This is a genomic window from Pseudomonas sp. 5P_5.1_Bac1 (genome assembly GCF_025466015.1).
GTDB lineage: Bacteria > Pseudomonadota > Gammaproteobacteria > Pseudomonadales > Pseudomonadaceae > Aquipseudomonas.
Genome location: NZ_JANLNX010000117.1, coordinates 39,868 through 52,941 on the forward strand (window position 1 = coordinate 39,868; position 13,074 = coordinate 52,941).

The 13,074-nt window shown below is 66.3% G+C and carries 13 protein-coding genes; 4 read left to right on the forward strand and 9 right to left on the reverse strand.

Annotation, left to right across the window (positions count from 1 at the left end; all coding sequences use genetic code 11):
* Positions 1 to 4: 4 nt before the first annotated feature.
* The 6 genes from NTD82_RS27750 to NTD82_RS27775 form a co-directional block, all read right to left on the reverse strand.
* Positions 5 to 757, reverse strand: a complete 753-nt coding sequence (locus NTD82_RS27750; RefSeq protein WP_095155318.1) for an SDR family NAD(P)-dependent oxidoreductase — start codon at positions 755 to 757, stop codon at positions 5 to 7.
* Positions 754 to 1,176: a nuclear transport factor 2 family protein gene (locus NTD82_RS27755; protein ID WP_175650795.1), complete on the reverse strand. Its 423-nt coding sequence runs from the start codon at positions 1,174 to 1,176 to the stop codon at positions 754 to 756. The genes NTD82_RS27750 and NTD82_RS27755 overlap by 4 nt, the downstream gene beginning before the upstream one ends.
* A 113-nt stretch (positions 1,177 to 1,289) precedes the next feature.
* Positions 1,290 to 1,757, reverse strand: a complete 468-nt coding sequence (locus NTD82_RS27760; RefSeq protein WP_262131025.1) for a DoxX family protein — start codon at positions 1,755 to 1,757, stop codon at positions 1,290 to 1,292.
* 9 nt (positions 1,758 to 1,766) lie between these two features.
* On the reverse strand, positions 1,767 to 2,522 hold the full coding sequence (locus tag NTD82_RS27765; protein WP_262131026.1) for a DNA-binding domain-containing protein: 756 nt from the start codon (positions 2,520 to 2,522) through the stop codon (positions 1,767 to 1,769).
* Positions 2,519 to 3,352, reverse strand: coding sequence for a DUF692 domain-containing protein (locus tag NTD82_RS27770; protein ID WP_410017095.1), 834 nt, complete (start codon positions 3,350 to 3,352; stop codon positions 2,519 to 2,521). Before NTD82_RS27770 ends, NTD82_RS27765 begins: the two co-directional genes overlap by 4 nt.
* Positions 3,353 to 3,368: 16 nt before the next feature.
* Positions 3,369 to 3,656 (reverse strand): DUF2282 domain-containing protein, encoded by a 288-nt coding sequence (locus NTD82_RS27775; protein ID WP_262131027.1) that lies wholly within the window; start codon positions 3,654 to 3,656, stop codon positions 3,369 to 3,371.
* A gap of 213 nt (positions 3,657 to 3,869) precedes the next feature.
* On the opposite strand from NTD82_RS27775, the gene NTD82_RS27780 reads away from it, so the two are divergent.
* Positions 3,870 to 4,457, forward strand: coding sequence for a sigma-70 family RNA polymerase sigma factor (locus NTD82_RS27780; protein ID WP_262131028.1), 588 nt, complete (start codon positions 3,870 to 3,872; stop codon positions 4,455 to 4,457).
* Positions 4,444 to 5,085 carry a DUF1109 domain-containing protein gene (locus NTD82_RS27785; protein ID WP_262131029.1) on the forward strand — a complete coding sequence of 214 codons (642 nt, stop codon included), beginning with the start codon at positions 4,444 to 4,446 and terminating at the stop codon, positions 5,083 to 5,085. Before NTD82_RS27780 ends, NTD82_RS27785 begins: the two co-directional genes overlap by 14 nt.
* 24 nt (positions 5,086 to 5,109) lie before the next feature.
* On the opposite strand, the gene NTD82_RS27790 is transcribed toward NTD82_RS27785, so the two are convergent.
* The 3 genes from NTD82_RS27790 to NTD82_RS27800 all read right to left on the reverse strand — a co-directional run bounded on the left by NTD82_RS27790 (position 5,110) and on the right by NTD82_RS27800 (position 8,919).
* Complete coding sequence (locus tag NTD82_RS27790) at positions 5,110 to 6,333, reverse strand: hypothetical protein (protein ID WP_262131030.1); 1,224 nt, start codon at positions 6,331 to 6,333, stop codon at positions 5,110 to 5,112.
* Positions 6,334 to 6,485: 152 nt separating this feature from the next.
* On the reverse strand, positions 6,486 to 7,574 hold the full coding sequence (locus NTD82_RS27795; protein ID WP_262131031.1) for a polyamine ABC transporter substrate-binding protein: 1,089 nt from the start codon (positions 7,572 to 7,574) through the stop codon (positions 6,486 to 6,488).
* Between the two features lie 46 nt (positions 7,575 to 7,620).
* Positions 7,621 to 8,919, reverse strand: a complete 1,299-nt coding sequence (locus NTD82_RS27800) for an NAD(P)/FAD-dependent oxidoreductase (RefSeq protein WP_262131192.1) — start codon at positions 8,917 to 8,919, stop codon at positions 7,621 to 7,623.
* Positions 8,920 to 9,054: 135 nt separating this feature from the next.
* Between NTD82_RS27800 and NTD82_RS27805 the strand changes: the two genes are divergently transcribed.
* The gene (locus tag NTD82_RS27805) at positions 9,055 to 9,966 is read left to right on the forward strand and encodes a LysR substrate-binding domain-containing protein (protein ID WP_262131032.1); all 912 of its coding nucleotides are present in this window, start codon (positions 9,055 to 9,057) and stop codon (positions 9,964 to 9,966) included.
* A gap of 93 nt (positions 9,967 to 10,059) precedes the next feature.
* A complete protein-coding gene (locus tag NTD82_RS27810) occupies positions 10,060 to 13,044 on the forward strand; it encodes an autotransporter domain-containing protein (protein ID WP_262131033.1) in 2,985 nt (994 codons plus the stop codon).
* Positions 13,045 to 13,074: the final 30 nt, after the last annotated feature.

Sequence of the window (13,074 nt, forward strand, 5' to 3'; positions counted from 1 at the left end):
GGTTCTAGTCCTGTTCGTTGCGCGCCAGGCGCTGGCCCAGCTTCAGGCGCCAGCGGGCCGGCAGTGCGCCGAGCAGACGCAGCACCAGGGTGAAAAGGGTCGGGAAATTGATTTCCAGCGGGCGCCGCGGCAAGCGTTCGGCGATATGCCGCGCGGCACGCTCGGCGCTCCAGATCTGTGGCATGGGGAAGTCGTTGCGCTGGGTCAGCGGGGTGTCGACAAAGCCCGGATTGACCAGGGTGACGTCGATGCCTTCGGCGATCAGCTCGATGCGCAGCGACTCGATCAGGTAGCGCAGCGCTGCCTTGGACGCGCCATACGCGCCAGCCCGCGGCAAGGCCAGCCAGGTCACCGAGCTGCCGGTCACCACCAGATGCGGCTGTTGCCCGCGTCGCAGCAGCGGCAGCGCGGCCTGCAGGCAATGGCTGACGCCCAGCAGGTTGGTGTGCAGTACCCGTTCCACCAGGGCAGCATCGAAATGGCCGGGTTCGAGGTACTCGCAGGTGCCGGCGTTGAGAATCACCTGGTCGAGTGCGCCCCAGGCCTGTTCGATCTCGGTGACGATGGCCGCGACCTGCTGCGGGTCGCTGACATCGCCGGTGGCCAGCAGCACCTGGCCGGGGAAGCGCAGGGCCAGCGGCTCCAGCGTCTCGGCATTGCGACCGCCGAGCGCCACCTGATGGCCTTGCTCCAGCAGGCGCAGCGCCAACGCGGCGCCGATGCCGCTGCTGGCACCGGTCAGCCAGCAGCGGCTCATGCCAGCCGGCCCTTGAGCCAGCCGATCAGGCTGCCCATCACTGGAAGGTGTTCGTAGAGCAGGGCGCCGGCATCGAAGTAGTCGCGGTGAAAGTGAACCCGGTCGGTCCAGCGCAGGTGGCTGCAACCGTCCAGGCTGATCAGCTTGCCGCCCTCCAGGCGCGGATGGCGAAAGTGCAGGGTCCAGCGCAGGTAGCCGCGGCCGGGGCCGACTTCGTCCAGGTCGTGGAAGTCGTAGCGGATGTCCTGCGCATTGGCGTAGAGCTGGTCGAAGTAGGCCCGCAGTGCTGGCAGGCCGTTGATTTCGTGCAGGGGATCGCGAAACACGATGGTGTCGCTGTACAACTCATCCAGCCGCGAGAGGCTGCCCGCATCCAGCGTGGCAAAGCGGTTGGCAAAGGATTGCAGGTAGCTGGACATTCGCATCTCCGAGGCAATCTTGTACAAAATACAAATCTTGTACAGGTATACCTAGAGAGTATGACTAAAACTGTACAAGTCAAATTCCCTGTACAGTTTTTCTCGCGCGCTGCTCAGCGCACGCGCAAGAACCAGTCCAGCGAAACTGCTCCCGCGCCGCGGGCGACCAGCAGCAGGAGCAACCCCGCCCAGGACAAATGCACCGGCCAGGCATCGGGGTACACGAAAATTTCGATCACCAGAGTCATGCCCAGCAGCGCCAATGCCGACAGACGGGTGAACAGGCCGAGCACCAGCAGCAGCGGGAACAGGTGTTCCGCGTAGGTCGCCAGATGCGCCGCCAGCCACGGCGAGACCAGCGGCAGGGCGTAGTCGCTCTGGAACAGTTCGTAGGTGCTGGGGGTGATGCTCAGGAACCCTTCGACCTTGGTTCGGCCGGAGAGGAAGAAGATCGAGGCGATGCCCAATCGCGCCACCAGGCACAACACGCTATCGCCCAGCAGGTGCTGCAGGTAGTCGGCGATGCGGTTCCAGCGCTGGCGCAGCGAGCGGTTGGTGGCGGCGGGGTGGGTGATGTCCATGGCGAAACCTCAGGCGAGTGAGAGGGGCAGGAAGACCCTGGCCTGGAGCAGCCGGCCAAGCAGGTCGTTGAAGTCCAGGTCGGGTTGGGTTTTTTCCGCGAGCAATGCGGCCTGTTCGAGGGCATGGCCGACAGCGCAGGCATCGAGAAAGGCGCAGCCGCCGGCGTCCAGCGGGTGGTGAATTACGCCGTCGGCGTCGCCCGTTAGTAACGCGCCTTCGGCGATCCACGGTTGTGCGGGCGGCCAGTCGAGGCCCTCTCTGTTGTGGCGCCAGAGGCTGAATACCGGGTGCAGCGGGAACCAGCGCCAGCGCACGCCGCGGCGGGGGCGCAGGTGGCAGCGGGCAAGGTCGGCGGCGCTCATGCCGGCCAGTTCGGTGAGGTCGAGGCTGGGGTCGACGGGCGCGCTGAAGGCTGCCGCCCAGTCGAAGTCCAGGCGCGCAACGTCCGCCAGCCAGGGCGTACCTTGAGCGCCGGTCTGCTCATCGAGAAAGTCCGGGAAGCCGGCACCATATCGGATCAGCCGTGGATCGCCCGGCGGCGAGAGTTGCGCATAGGCGGCTGCGGCGCCGTGCATCCAGTCGTAGCCGACCAGCCGCTCGACACTGGGGAAGTTGGCGCACAGCGCGTCGACGGCGCCGGCCAGCACGGTATTGCGGTACACCGCGAAGGCCGGTTGTTCGGTGAGTGCCGCCAACTCCTCTGCGGGGTTGCCATAGAGCGAGGCGACGAAGGCATCCTGGAACTGGCCGAGGGTCAGGTTCATGGTGTGGCTCCGTTCTGGTCGAGGATGGCCTGGGCGATATCGCGTTCGCCGAGCAGCTCGCTGAACGCGGGGATATTGCCGTCGCGTTCGATCAGCGTGGGGCGCGGCCCGATGCGCTGGATCAATTGGCGGTACAGGGCCCACACCGGTTCGGCGATGCTGGCGTCGTGGGAGTCGATCAACAGGGCGCCCTGGTTGTCCTCGCTGTGCCCGGCCAGGTGCAATTCGCTGATCGCCTGGGCGGGAAAGCGTGCGAGGTAGTCGGCCGCGCTGAAACCGAGGTTGTGCGCGCTGACGTGGACGTTGTTGACGTCCAGCAGCAAGGAGCAGTCGGTGCGCCGCACCAGTTCGCCGAGAAAGTCGATTTCGTCCCGGTCGTGGCCGTCGAGGCGCAGGTAATGGCTGGGGTTTTCGATGGCGATGCAGCGTCCCAGGGCGTCCTGGGTGCGCAGAATATTGTCGGTGATGCGTTGCAGTGCTTCGTCGCTGCGTGGAAACGGCAGCAGGTCTGGGTGGTACTGGCCGCGCCAGGTCGACCAGGCCAGGTGCTCCGACACCAGCGCCGGCCTGACCCTGTCGATCAACGCCCGCAGGCGGCGCAGGTGCGCCGCATCCGGTTCGGCGTCGGCTGCCAGTGACAGCGCAACACCGTGCAGCGAGAGCTTATGCCGTTCGGCGATCCGCTCCAGCCACGCAAGGCGTGGGCCACCGACCATGTAGTTTTCCGGATGGACCTCGAACCACAGGTCCTCAGCCTCGCACGCCAGGGCTTGCGCGTAGTGTTCGGCCTTGAGCCCGAGTCCGGCGCCCATTGCGTTGATCCCGTTCATGGTCGGTGGCCTGCGCTTAGTGCTGAGTCGGTGTCAGCGAGCCCATGCCGGTGGGCGTCTTGATCGAGGTGCAGGTGCCGGCCGGGACGTTTTTCCAGCTCATGCCGTCGTAGTCTTTCTTCGAACTGCCGGCGCAGGTCGTGCCGGCACCGGCCTTGCAATCGTTCTTGCCGGCCATCGCGACGCCGTAGCACTTCTCCATGGCGGCGCCGCTGGCGGCTTTGCTGGTGGTGTCATCGGCCATGGCGGCACCTGCCAGCGAAGCGAGGACGAGGGCGGCGGTGAGGCGAGTGAAGTTGTTCATGGTGCTTTCTCCAGGGGATGTGCCGTGGTGATCTACCGGCGGCTCATGGAGTAATTCGCCGCGCTGGCCGATCGGGTTACAGCACCCTGAAAATATTTTTTGAGCATTCTCCGGTGGCCCCTGGAGTGATGAAATTGTTTCTCGCGCTTGCGTCGCAGGTGACGGCGATGCTTCGATGAAAAAAGAAACCCACTGGTGTAACCCTGGCGGCCAATGCAACGAACTAACTCACAGGACGAGCTGGACGAACGCGAGTCCCACCTGCAGACGTTGCTGCTGAACGGGCTGGCGGGCGATGCCGTGGCCTATCGCGAATTCCTCGCGGCATTGGCGGTGCATGTGCGCGGCTTGCTGCGGCGGCGCCTGGCGCAGCGTCCGGCGGAAGTCGAAGACCTGCTGCAGGAAGTGCTGCTGGCGGTACACAACGCCCGCCATACCTACCAGGCGCAACAGCCGCTGACCGCCTGGGTGCAGGCGATCGCCCGCTATAAGCTGACCGATCACTTTCGCGGTCACGCGCGGCGTGATTCGCTGCACGACGTGCTGGACGACGACAGCGACCTGTTCGCCGCCAGCGATGAGGCGCCGGCCGAGGCCAGTCGCGACCTGGGCAAGTTGCTCGGACAACTGCCGGACCGTCAGCGCCTGCCCATCGTCCACGTCAAACTGGAGGGCCTGTCGGTCGAGGAAACCGCGCGTCTCACCGGGCTTTCCGGCTCTGCGGTCAAGGTGGGCATACACCGAGGGCTCAAGGCTCTCGCCAAGCTGATTCGAGGTAAAGGCGACGATGAAGACCGATGAACTGATTGCCCTGTTGGCCGCCGCTGAAGGACCGGTGGACCGCCATGCGCTGGCGAGGCGTCTGGGCCTTGCGTTGCTCGGCGGTGTGGCCTGCGCGCTGCTGTTGATCGTTGCCATCTATGGCGTGCGCAGTGATTTTGCCGAGGTCGTGCGTACGCCGCTGTTCTGGGCCAAGGTTGCCTTGCCCGGCAGTCTGGCACTGCTCGGCATCGGCTTGACCCAGCGGCTGGCCCGCCCGGGCGTCAAGGGTGGCGCGCTCTGGGCGTTGCTTGGCCTGCCGCTGGTGCTGGTCTGGGCGGGGGCTGCGATCAGCTTGGCCGGTGCGCCGGTCGAGGCCCGCGCCGACCTGATCTTCGGTCGCACCTGGCGCACCTGCCCGCTGAATATCGCCTTGCTCTCGGCACCCAGTTTCATCGCGGTGTTCTGGGCCCTGCGCGGTCTGGCGCCGACCCGCCTGCGCCAGGCGGGTGCCGCCGGCGGCCTGCTGGCCGGCGCCACGGCAACGCTGGTCTACTGCCTGCATTGCCCGGAAATGGGCGTGCCGTTCTGGGGTGTCTGGTACCTGTTGGGGATGTCGCTGCCGACAGTGCTGGGCGCGCTGCTCGGGCCGCGCTTGCTGCGCTGGTGATCCGCGCAGCAGGGCGCATGGAAATCAGCTAAGCGGCGTCAACCGGCTCAACTGCTCCGGCGTTGCAAACCCAAGGGTTCGGTAGCGCGGCGGGTAGGTGCCCGTCGGTTGCAGCCACTCGCTCAGGTGGGTTTCCAGATCATTCCATTCCACCACCCGGGTGTCGGCAGTGCCGTCGTCGCGCAATTGCACCAGCGCGACGCGGTCGGTACGCGGCAGCAGGGTGTCCACGGTTTCTGTCCAGCTGCACGCCGAGAAGGTCCGGACGTCGTCTTCGGACTGACGGAAAAGCTGGTAGGTCGCGACGAACAGGTCCTGCTGGTGCGCTTCATGGATCTTGTCCAGCAACTCCTTCTGCATGTGATAGGCACCTTGCAGCAGCACGCGCTCCAGGCTTGCACGGCGTATTTCCAGAGCTTCGTTGCCGGGCGGGAAGGGCACGATGCGCTGATCGTCGTAGGTGTAGACCTGGCTGGACAGCGTGCGGCCGTTTTCCATGGTTTTCTGGCTGACTTCGACCATGTGCAGGATCGCCTCCTCGTCCTTGTCGCCCGCCACCAGCAAGACATCCGTGGTGGGGATCATGAACACCGGCCGGCCCTTGACGGGCGCCCGCTGCAACACGTCCGGCAGCAGCACCCGGCTGGTGTCGTAGCCGTCACCCCAGCGCCCGACATACAGCCCCGGCACGACCTCGTCGAAGGCATCCGCAGTGGTTGCGCGCAGGTTGTCCATGGCAATCGCCATGGCCTGTTCCATGTTCACGCCCCAGTGTTCCTCGGGGCCTTTGGTCAGGGTGGAGGTGGCTTCGGGAGAGTCGACCGCCAGCAGCGCCACGCAGTCCTTGCCCACCGGCAATTGGGCCACGCTGTACGGCGCATCCAGTCCTTCGGTACGGACGGTGTGCAGGCGGACCTCTTCAAGCATGCCGAGGTTGCGAACGACCGGGCGCAACAACGACCTGACCTCCTCGAACGAACGCGGCCCGGTGTCGCGGGCTCTGAGTAAGGTCGCTATGTAGCCGTTAAGCGCAGCAGCCCGCTGCGGGCGCTCAGCGTTCTGATAATCACGGAAGGCGTTGTGCAGATTGAAGTAGGCGCCCTCGCTGTGTTCGATCCGGAAGTCATCCGGCGCATAGGTGAGGGGGCCGCTGAAGCCGGCGTCGCGCGCGGCCTTGATGAATTTTTGGGCGAACCCGTCCTGGGTGAGGGGGCGGTTGAAGACTTTGTCGAGCAGGGCGCCGAGCATGCGCAGGATCCTCCATGGGTGCGGGCGGTCGATCATGCTTAGAGGGCGAGTGCCGGTAAAGTTTCATTGCCGATTATGTGAAGGGTCCTACAGTTGCGGGTAATAAAGAGCGCGTTCAGCCGCCACGCGGGCGGCTGAACGCGCCGGCTGACTCACTTGCCGCTGGTGACCCGCGTCCACAACCGTGTGCTCAGGCGCATGCCCGAGGGCGTCAGGGTCTGGATCGGGAACAGGCTGTCGAGCACCGCTTGTGGCGGGTAGGCGGCCGGGTTGTCGCGCAGCGCCGGGTCGAGGTACGGCAGCGAGGCCGCGTTGCCGTTGGGGTATTGCACCGCGTTGCTGATGCTGGCCATCACCTTGGGGTCGAGCAGGTAGTTCAGGTAGGCGTAGGCAGCGTCCAGGTGCGGCGCGGCTTTCGGGATGGCCACCATGTCCACGGCGATGGTCGAGCCTTCGCGGGGGATGCTGTAGTTCAGGTGCACGCCGTTGTTGGCATGTTGCGCGCTGCTCATCGCCTGCAGCACGTCGCCGCTGAAGCCGATGGCCACGCAGATATTGCCGTTGGCCAGGTCGCTGACGTACTTGGACTGATGGAAATAGCTGATCGAAGGACGCACCGCGAGCAGCGCAGCCTCGGCTTTTTTCAGGTCGGCGGGGCTTTCGCTGTGCGGGTCGAGCCCCAGCGTGCGCAGGGTGATCGGCAGGATCTGCGTCGGGTTGTCGAGGAAGGCGACGCCGCACTGGCTGAGCTTGCGGATATTTTCCGGGTCGAACAGCAGTTGCCAGGACTGGGTGACGTCGGTGTTGCCGAAGATCGCCTTGATCTTGTCCTCGTTGTAACCGATGCCCACCGTGACCCACATGTACGGGATCGCATAGCGGTTGCCCGGATCGCTGCTCTCCAAAAGCTTCATCAGCTTGGGATCGAGGTTGTTCCAGTTGGGCAGCTTGCTGCGGTCCAGTTCCTGGATGGCGCCGGCCTTGATCAGCCGTGGCAGGAAATGGTTGGACGGGCTGACCAGGTCGTAGCCGCTGCCGCCGGTCATCAGTTTGGCTTCGGTGGTTTCGTTGCTGTCGATGAGGTCGTAGGTGGTCTGGATGCCGGTGCGCCGGGTGAACTCGGTGAGGGTGTCATCGGCGACGTAGCCGCTCCAGTTGGCGATATTGACGCTGTCGGCGGCATGCGCCGCGACGCTGAGCAGCGCCGCCGAGGCGGCGAGCAGGCAGGTACGTGTGATCATCTTGCTCTCTCTTTTGTTGTTGCAAGGGGCGCGAGCGCCGGGTTCGTCAACGTTCCAGCCGGGCACGGCGCACTTCCCAGCCCATCCGCGCAACCGCGCCGACGTCGAAGAAGGGGCGTGGCGGCAGGTAGCCGGGGTGGGCCTGGCCGAGGACATCGCTGAGCAGCGGCGAGCTGGCGCCGATCGCCATGTCCGCGAGCAAGCGGCCCCACAGTGTTCCGCGGGCCACGCCCGAGCCGTTGCAGCCAGACACGGCGTAGAAGTCCTGGTCGACCCGGGCGAAGTACGGCTCGCCGGAGCGCGTGCCGCTCAGGTGGCCGGTCCAGGTGTATTCGATGTCCCTGGCGTCGAGGCCGGGGAAGCGTTTTTGCAAACCCCGCACGTGTTCGTGCTGGCGGCGTTGCAAGCCGGCGCGATCGAGGTCGGCCTGACGGTATTCCACGGTATTGCGGATCAGCAGGCGCCGGCCCGGCAGCAGGCGCACCGTGGCCCCGCCCGGCAAGGTCGACAGCACGCCCCAGGTGCGTTCGCCAAACAGGTTTTGCCAGCGCGCCTCGGACAGCGGCCGGGTGATGCTGGCGCTCAGTTCGAGCGGGAAGGTGCCGCTGCGGTGCACGCCGACCCGGTTCAGGAACGCGCCGACACAGCCGAGCACCCGGCTCGCCCGGACCTCGCCGGCCTCAAGGCGTGCGTGCCAGTGGCCACCACTGCGTTTGAGGTCGAGCACCGCGCTGTTCTCGAACACTTCCACGTTTGGCGGCAGGCTGTCGGCCAGGCCGCGCACATAGCGGGCCGGCTGCAGCAGCGCATTGCCGCCGGCGCAATGAATGGCGCGGGCGTAGAACGCGCTGCCCAGGCGGGTATGCAAGGCACCGCCTTCCAGGTAGCGGGCGTCGGCGCCGACGGCGGTGAGGGTTTCGATGGCCGCTTCGGCGTGGCGCAGGTGCTCCGGCCGGTGCACCGCGAAGTGATAGCCGCCTTCATCGAATTCGCAGTCGATGCCCAGGTCGTGAATGCGCCCTCGCAGTTCCTGGCCGGCCGCTACGCCAATTCGCGAGGCGACTTGATAACCGGCGAAGCCGGGCGTGCCGAGCAGTTCGCTTGCCGCCGGCAATTCGTGGCTGACGGCAAAGCCCGAGTTGCGCGCCGAAGCACCTTGCGCCACGCGCTGGCGGTCCAGCAGGACGATGCGTTGGTCGGGGAATTGCGCCGCCAGGCTGTGCGCCGCCGACAAGCCGGTGATCCCGCCGCCGATAATCAGCCAGTCGGCCTGAAGGTTGCGCTCGAGGCGCTGCCGGGGCGGTGATTCGCCGGCCAGGGCGATCCATCCACAGCGGTTGTCAATTGACATCGGGCTCTCCACAATCAATGCCCCTGGCTTATCGGAAGTGATGTCGCGAGGCGCTGGACAAGCCTTAATTTACGAGCGTTGGCGGCGGTCTTCTAACGTTAAAAATTCATTCAGGCATTCTCAAAACGCATGGATAACTTCTTTCGCACACCCTCGCTCCAGGCCCTGCAGGCGCTGGTTCACGTCGCCGACAGCAGCAGCTTTACCGAGGCCGCCCGCCAGTTGCACCTGACCCAGAGCGCGGTCAGCCGGCAGATCCAGCAACTGGAAGAGCATTACCGGGTGGCGCTGTTCGACCGCACCAGCCGCAAGGTCGCGCTGACCGAAGCGGGGCGCGAGGTGTATGCGTTGTCCTGCGCGATCCTCAAGGACCTGCGCGCCCTCGGCGAACGGCTCGCGCCGCCGTCGTCGGAGCGGCCGTTCCGCATCCGCATCTTCGTTTCGCTGGCGGTGCGCTGGCTGTTGCCGCGGCTGAGTTCGTTCTACGCGGCCAACCCGGAACTGTGCCTGTCCATAGAGACGGTCAGCGGCGAAGTGGTGGACACCAGCGGCGACTGTGACGCCTACGTGCTGTACCTGCGCGAAGGCCTCGACGGCCGCGCGCTGACGCCGCTGTTCGACGAATACCTGATTCCGGTCTGCGCGCCCGTGCTGGGCGACGGTCAGTTGCCGCCGCGCTCCCTCGACGAGCTGGCCGGCCATGCGCTGATCCACGGCTCGACCGCGCGCCACGAATGGACCCAGTGGTTGCAGGCGCAGGCGGATCACCAGCCGCGCAGCTACAAGCACCTGCAATTCAACCTCGATGACCTGGCCCTCGACGCGGCGGCCCGTGGCCTCGGCGTCGCCATGACCGACCGCATGCTGGCCCATGACGCACTGGCCCGCGGCGACCTGATCCTGCCGTTCGGCGAGCCGCTCAAGACCGAAGGTGTCTACGCGCTGTGGCTGCGCGACAGCGGCGCGGCGCACCCGGGGTGCCAGGCGGTGCTGCGCTGGTTCGAGGAGCAACTGGAGCAGACCGGCTCGCGGGACGGTTAACTGACCGGCGCGGTTCGATAGAGCCGATCAATCAAACCGTCATATCCCGCCGCCATATTGAGCGCCTTTCAATAAGGATAACGGTCGCTCACCATGCTCTTCACGCCGCATCGCCTTGCCCTCTGCGTCGCACTCGCCAGTGCCTCTTTCGCCCCGTCCGGTTTCGCCAAGGACTACCTGATCAGCAGCGCCACCCGCGACACGCTGGAACTGAAGAAGGGCGACACCCTCAAGGTCACCGCCCAGGGCAGCATCGTCGCCGGCAGCGATGACGGTGTGATCCTGCCCAAGCAAACCAGCGGCACCACGGTCAGCGTGGACAACGCCGGGATCATCCGCTCCACCGTCGCCCGCGGCATCGACACCAAGAGCGATGGCGAGGACGAAAGCCACTTCGTCATCAACAACCGCGCCGGCGCGCTGATTCAGGGCACCAACGATGGCCTGCGGATCCAGACCAACCCGGTTGCCGGCGGCAGCCTGAAGATCGTCAACGCCGGCACCATCGAGTCCACCGTGGATGGCCAGGCGATCGACCTGGAAACCCTGAACACTCCGAAGTTCACCACCACGCTGACCAACGAAGCCACCGGCGTGATCCATTCGGTGGGCAACGACGCGATCAAGACCGGCTCCAACGCGGTGATCACCAACTACGGATTGATCCGCACCGACACCGCGCCGCAGGACAAGGACGGCAAGGACCAGAAATACGACGGCATCAAGATCGGCGAATCCACCGGCGTCACCGTCTACAACTACGGCACCGTTAGCGCCGACCGCCACGGCATCGACCTGAAGACCGACGCCACCCTGTACAACTATGGCGCTGTCACCGGGCGCAACGGCTCGGGCTTCGGCTCCGACGGTTCCGGCACCGTGTTCAACTACGCCGGCGGGGTCATCACAGGCGCCATTGCCGACGGCAAGATCAACGGCGACGGTGACGGCGTGGACATCGACCTGATCGGCCACATCTACAACGAAGGCACGATCCAGGGCCTGGGCGCCAAGGGCGTCGACAGCGGCGGCCGGCCCAACGGCAGCGAAGGCATCGCCATGGGCGGCGGCAGTATCGTCAACACCGCCACGGGCGTGATCCGCAGCGTCGACAACGGCATCCTGGTGGATGACGGCGCGGAAGGCGCCGGCGTCGCCGCGACCACGATCAGCAACTACGGCAGGATCGAAGGCGAGCGCGGTTTCGCCATCAAGCTGATCGGCGACTACGACGATACCGTCACCAACGGCGGCACCCTCAGCGGCGGCAACGGCCTGGCGCTGAGCATGGGCGGCGGCAACGACCACCTGATCGTCACCACCGGCGGTGTATTCAACGGCCTGGTGGACGGCGGGGCGGGGATCGACACCCTGACCCTCGACGGTAGTGGCAGCTTCGGCAATAGCGCCAACTTCGAGAAGCTGGTGGTCAGCGGCGGTCGCTGGACCCTCAGCAGCCAGAACGATTTCAGCCAGGGCGGCAGCGTCACCTCGGGTGCGACTTTGGTCAACCAGGGCAGCATCCTCGGCGCGCTGGTGGTGGATGCCGGTGGCGTCTATGCCGGTGGCGGCTCGGTCGGCGGCCTGACGGTCAACGGCAGCCTGCAGACCAACAAGGGGCTGGGCGTGGTCACGGTCAAGGGCGACCTCAACTTCGGCAGCGGCGCGAGCCTGGTGTATGGCGTCAATGCCGATGGCAGCAGCGCGCCGATCAGCGTTGGCGGCACCGCCCGCCTCAACGGCGCGACCCTGCATGTGCAGCCGTCGGCGGGCGATTACCCGTGGAAGAGCCATTACACCGTGCTCAACGCCGGTGCGGTGCAAGGCACGTTCGGCAAGGTCGAGAGCGACTACGCCTTCCTCACTCCGAATCTGAGTTACAGCGGCACCTCGGTTGGCCTGGACTACACCCGCAACGACGTGTCGTTCGCGCAGTACACGCAAAGCGCCAACGGCGGCACCGCGGCCCGAGCGCTGGGCAGCCTCGGCAGCGACAGCGCGCTGTACAACGCGCTGCTCAATACCTCCACCGCCACCGCGGGCAACGCCATCGAGCAACTGAGCGCCAGCAGCACCGCCAACCTTGCCGGCGCGACCCTGGCCGGCAGCGCGCAGGTCGGCGGCAGCATGCTTGGTGCGATGCAATCGATGGGCAGCACGGCGGGCCTGCTGGTCGGCCTCGATGAGCAAGACACCCCGGTGCTGGCGGCCACCGGCCTGCCGCAGGGCGTGCGTGATCTCAATGACCCGAACGCCCGCGGCCGGCTGTGGACCCAAGCCCTCGGCAGCTACGGCAAGGTCGATGGCAGCCACGGCGGCAGCGCCCTGGAACAACGCACCGGCGGCCTGGTGCTGGGCCTCGACTGGGCGGTCGGCAGCGACTGGCGCCTCGGCGTGCTGGGCGGTTACTCGCGCACCCGCCTGGATGCCACCGGCCTCGACGGCAAGGTCAATAGCTGGCACGCCGGCGTCTACGCCTTGCGTCAGAGCGGACCGCTGGCCCTGCGCCTGGGTGCCGCCTACAGCGCCCACGACGGCGACAGCAAGCGCAGCCTGGACTTCAGCGGTTTCAACGAACGGATCAAGGGCGACTACGACGCCGACAGCCAGCAAGCCTTCGCCGAACTGGGCTATGCCCTGGGCAGCGGACGCTTCAACGCCGAGCCGTTCGCCAACCTCGGCTACCAGCGCTACCACCGCGACGGCTACCGCGAAAAGGGCGGCAACGCCGCGCTGGCAGTGGATGCCGACACCCAGGACAACCTCACCAGCACCTTCGGCGTGCGCATCGCCCACCTCGGCCAACTGGACAACGGCATGAGCCTGACCCCGCGGGCCAGCCTCGGCTGGCGCCACACCTACGGCAGCCTCGACACCCGCACCCGCCAGGCCTTCCTCGCCGGCGGCGATGCGTTCAGCGTCGAAGGCAGCGCGCTGGACCGCGACAGCCTGGTGGTTGAGGCTGGCCTGACATTGGGCGTTAGCGCGCGGCAGTCGGTCGGGTTGGGATACAGCGGCGAACTGGGCAGCAACAGCCGCAATCATGCGCTGATGGGGCAGTGGGAACTGAAGTTCTAAGCAGGCGAACGTGCCGCGGGGGCCCGCCTC

Excerpts from the sequence above, each read along its gene's own strand:
- NTD82_RS27750 (WP_095155318.1), bottom strand. The coding sequence starts at position 757 with ATGAGCCGCTGCTGGCTGACCGGTGCCAGCAGCGGCATCGGCGCCGCG.
- NTD82_RS27755 (WP_175650795.1), bottom strand. The coding sequence starts at position 1,176 with ATGTCCAGCTACCTGCAATCCTTTGCCAACCGCTTTGCCACGCTGGAT.
- NTD82_RS27760 (WP_262131025.1), bottom strand. The coding sequence starts at position 1,757 with ATGGACATCACCCACCCCGCCGCCACCAACCGCTCGCTGCGCCAGCGC.
- NTD82_RS27765 (WP_262131026.1), bottom strand. The coding sequence starts at position 2,522 with ATGAACCTGACCCTCGGCCAGTTCCAGGATGCCTTCGTCGCCTCGCTC.
- NTD82_RS27770 (WP_410017095.1), bottom strand. The coding sequence starts at position 3,352 with ATGAACGGGATCAACGCAATGGGCGCCGGACTCGGGCTCAAGGCCGAA.
- NTD82_RS27775 (WP_262131027.1), bottom strand. The coding sequence starts at position 3,656 with ATGAACAACTTCACTCGCCTCACCGCCGCCCTCGTCCTCGCTTCGCTG.
- NTD82_RS27780 (WP_262131028.1), top strand. The coding sequence starts at position 3,870 with ATGCAACGAACTAACTCACAGGACGAGCTGGACGAACGCGAGTCCCAC.
- NTD82_RS27785 (WP_262131029.1), top strand. The coding sequence starts at position 4,444 with ATGAAGACCGATGAACTGATTGCCCTGTTGGCCGCCGCTGAAGGACCG.
- NTD82_RS27790 (WP_262131030.1), bottom strand. The coding sequence starts at position 6,333 with ATGCTCGGCGCCCTGCTCGACAAAGTCTTCAACCGCCCCCTCACCCAG.
- NTD82_RS27795 (WP_262131031.1), bottom strand. The coding sequence starts at position 7,574 with ATGATCACACGTACCTGCCTGCTCGCCGCCTCGGCGGCGCTGCTCAGC.
- NTD82_RS27805 (WP_262131032.1), top strand. The coding sequence starts at position 9,055 with ATGGATAACTTCTTTCGCACACCCTCGCTCCAGGCCCTGCAGGCGCTG.
- NTD82_RS27810 (WP_262131033.1), top strand. The coding sequence starts at position 10,060 with ATGCTCTTCACGCCGCATCGCCTTGCCCTCTGCGTCGCACTCGCCAGT.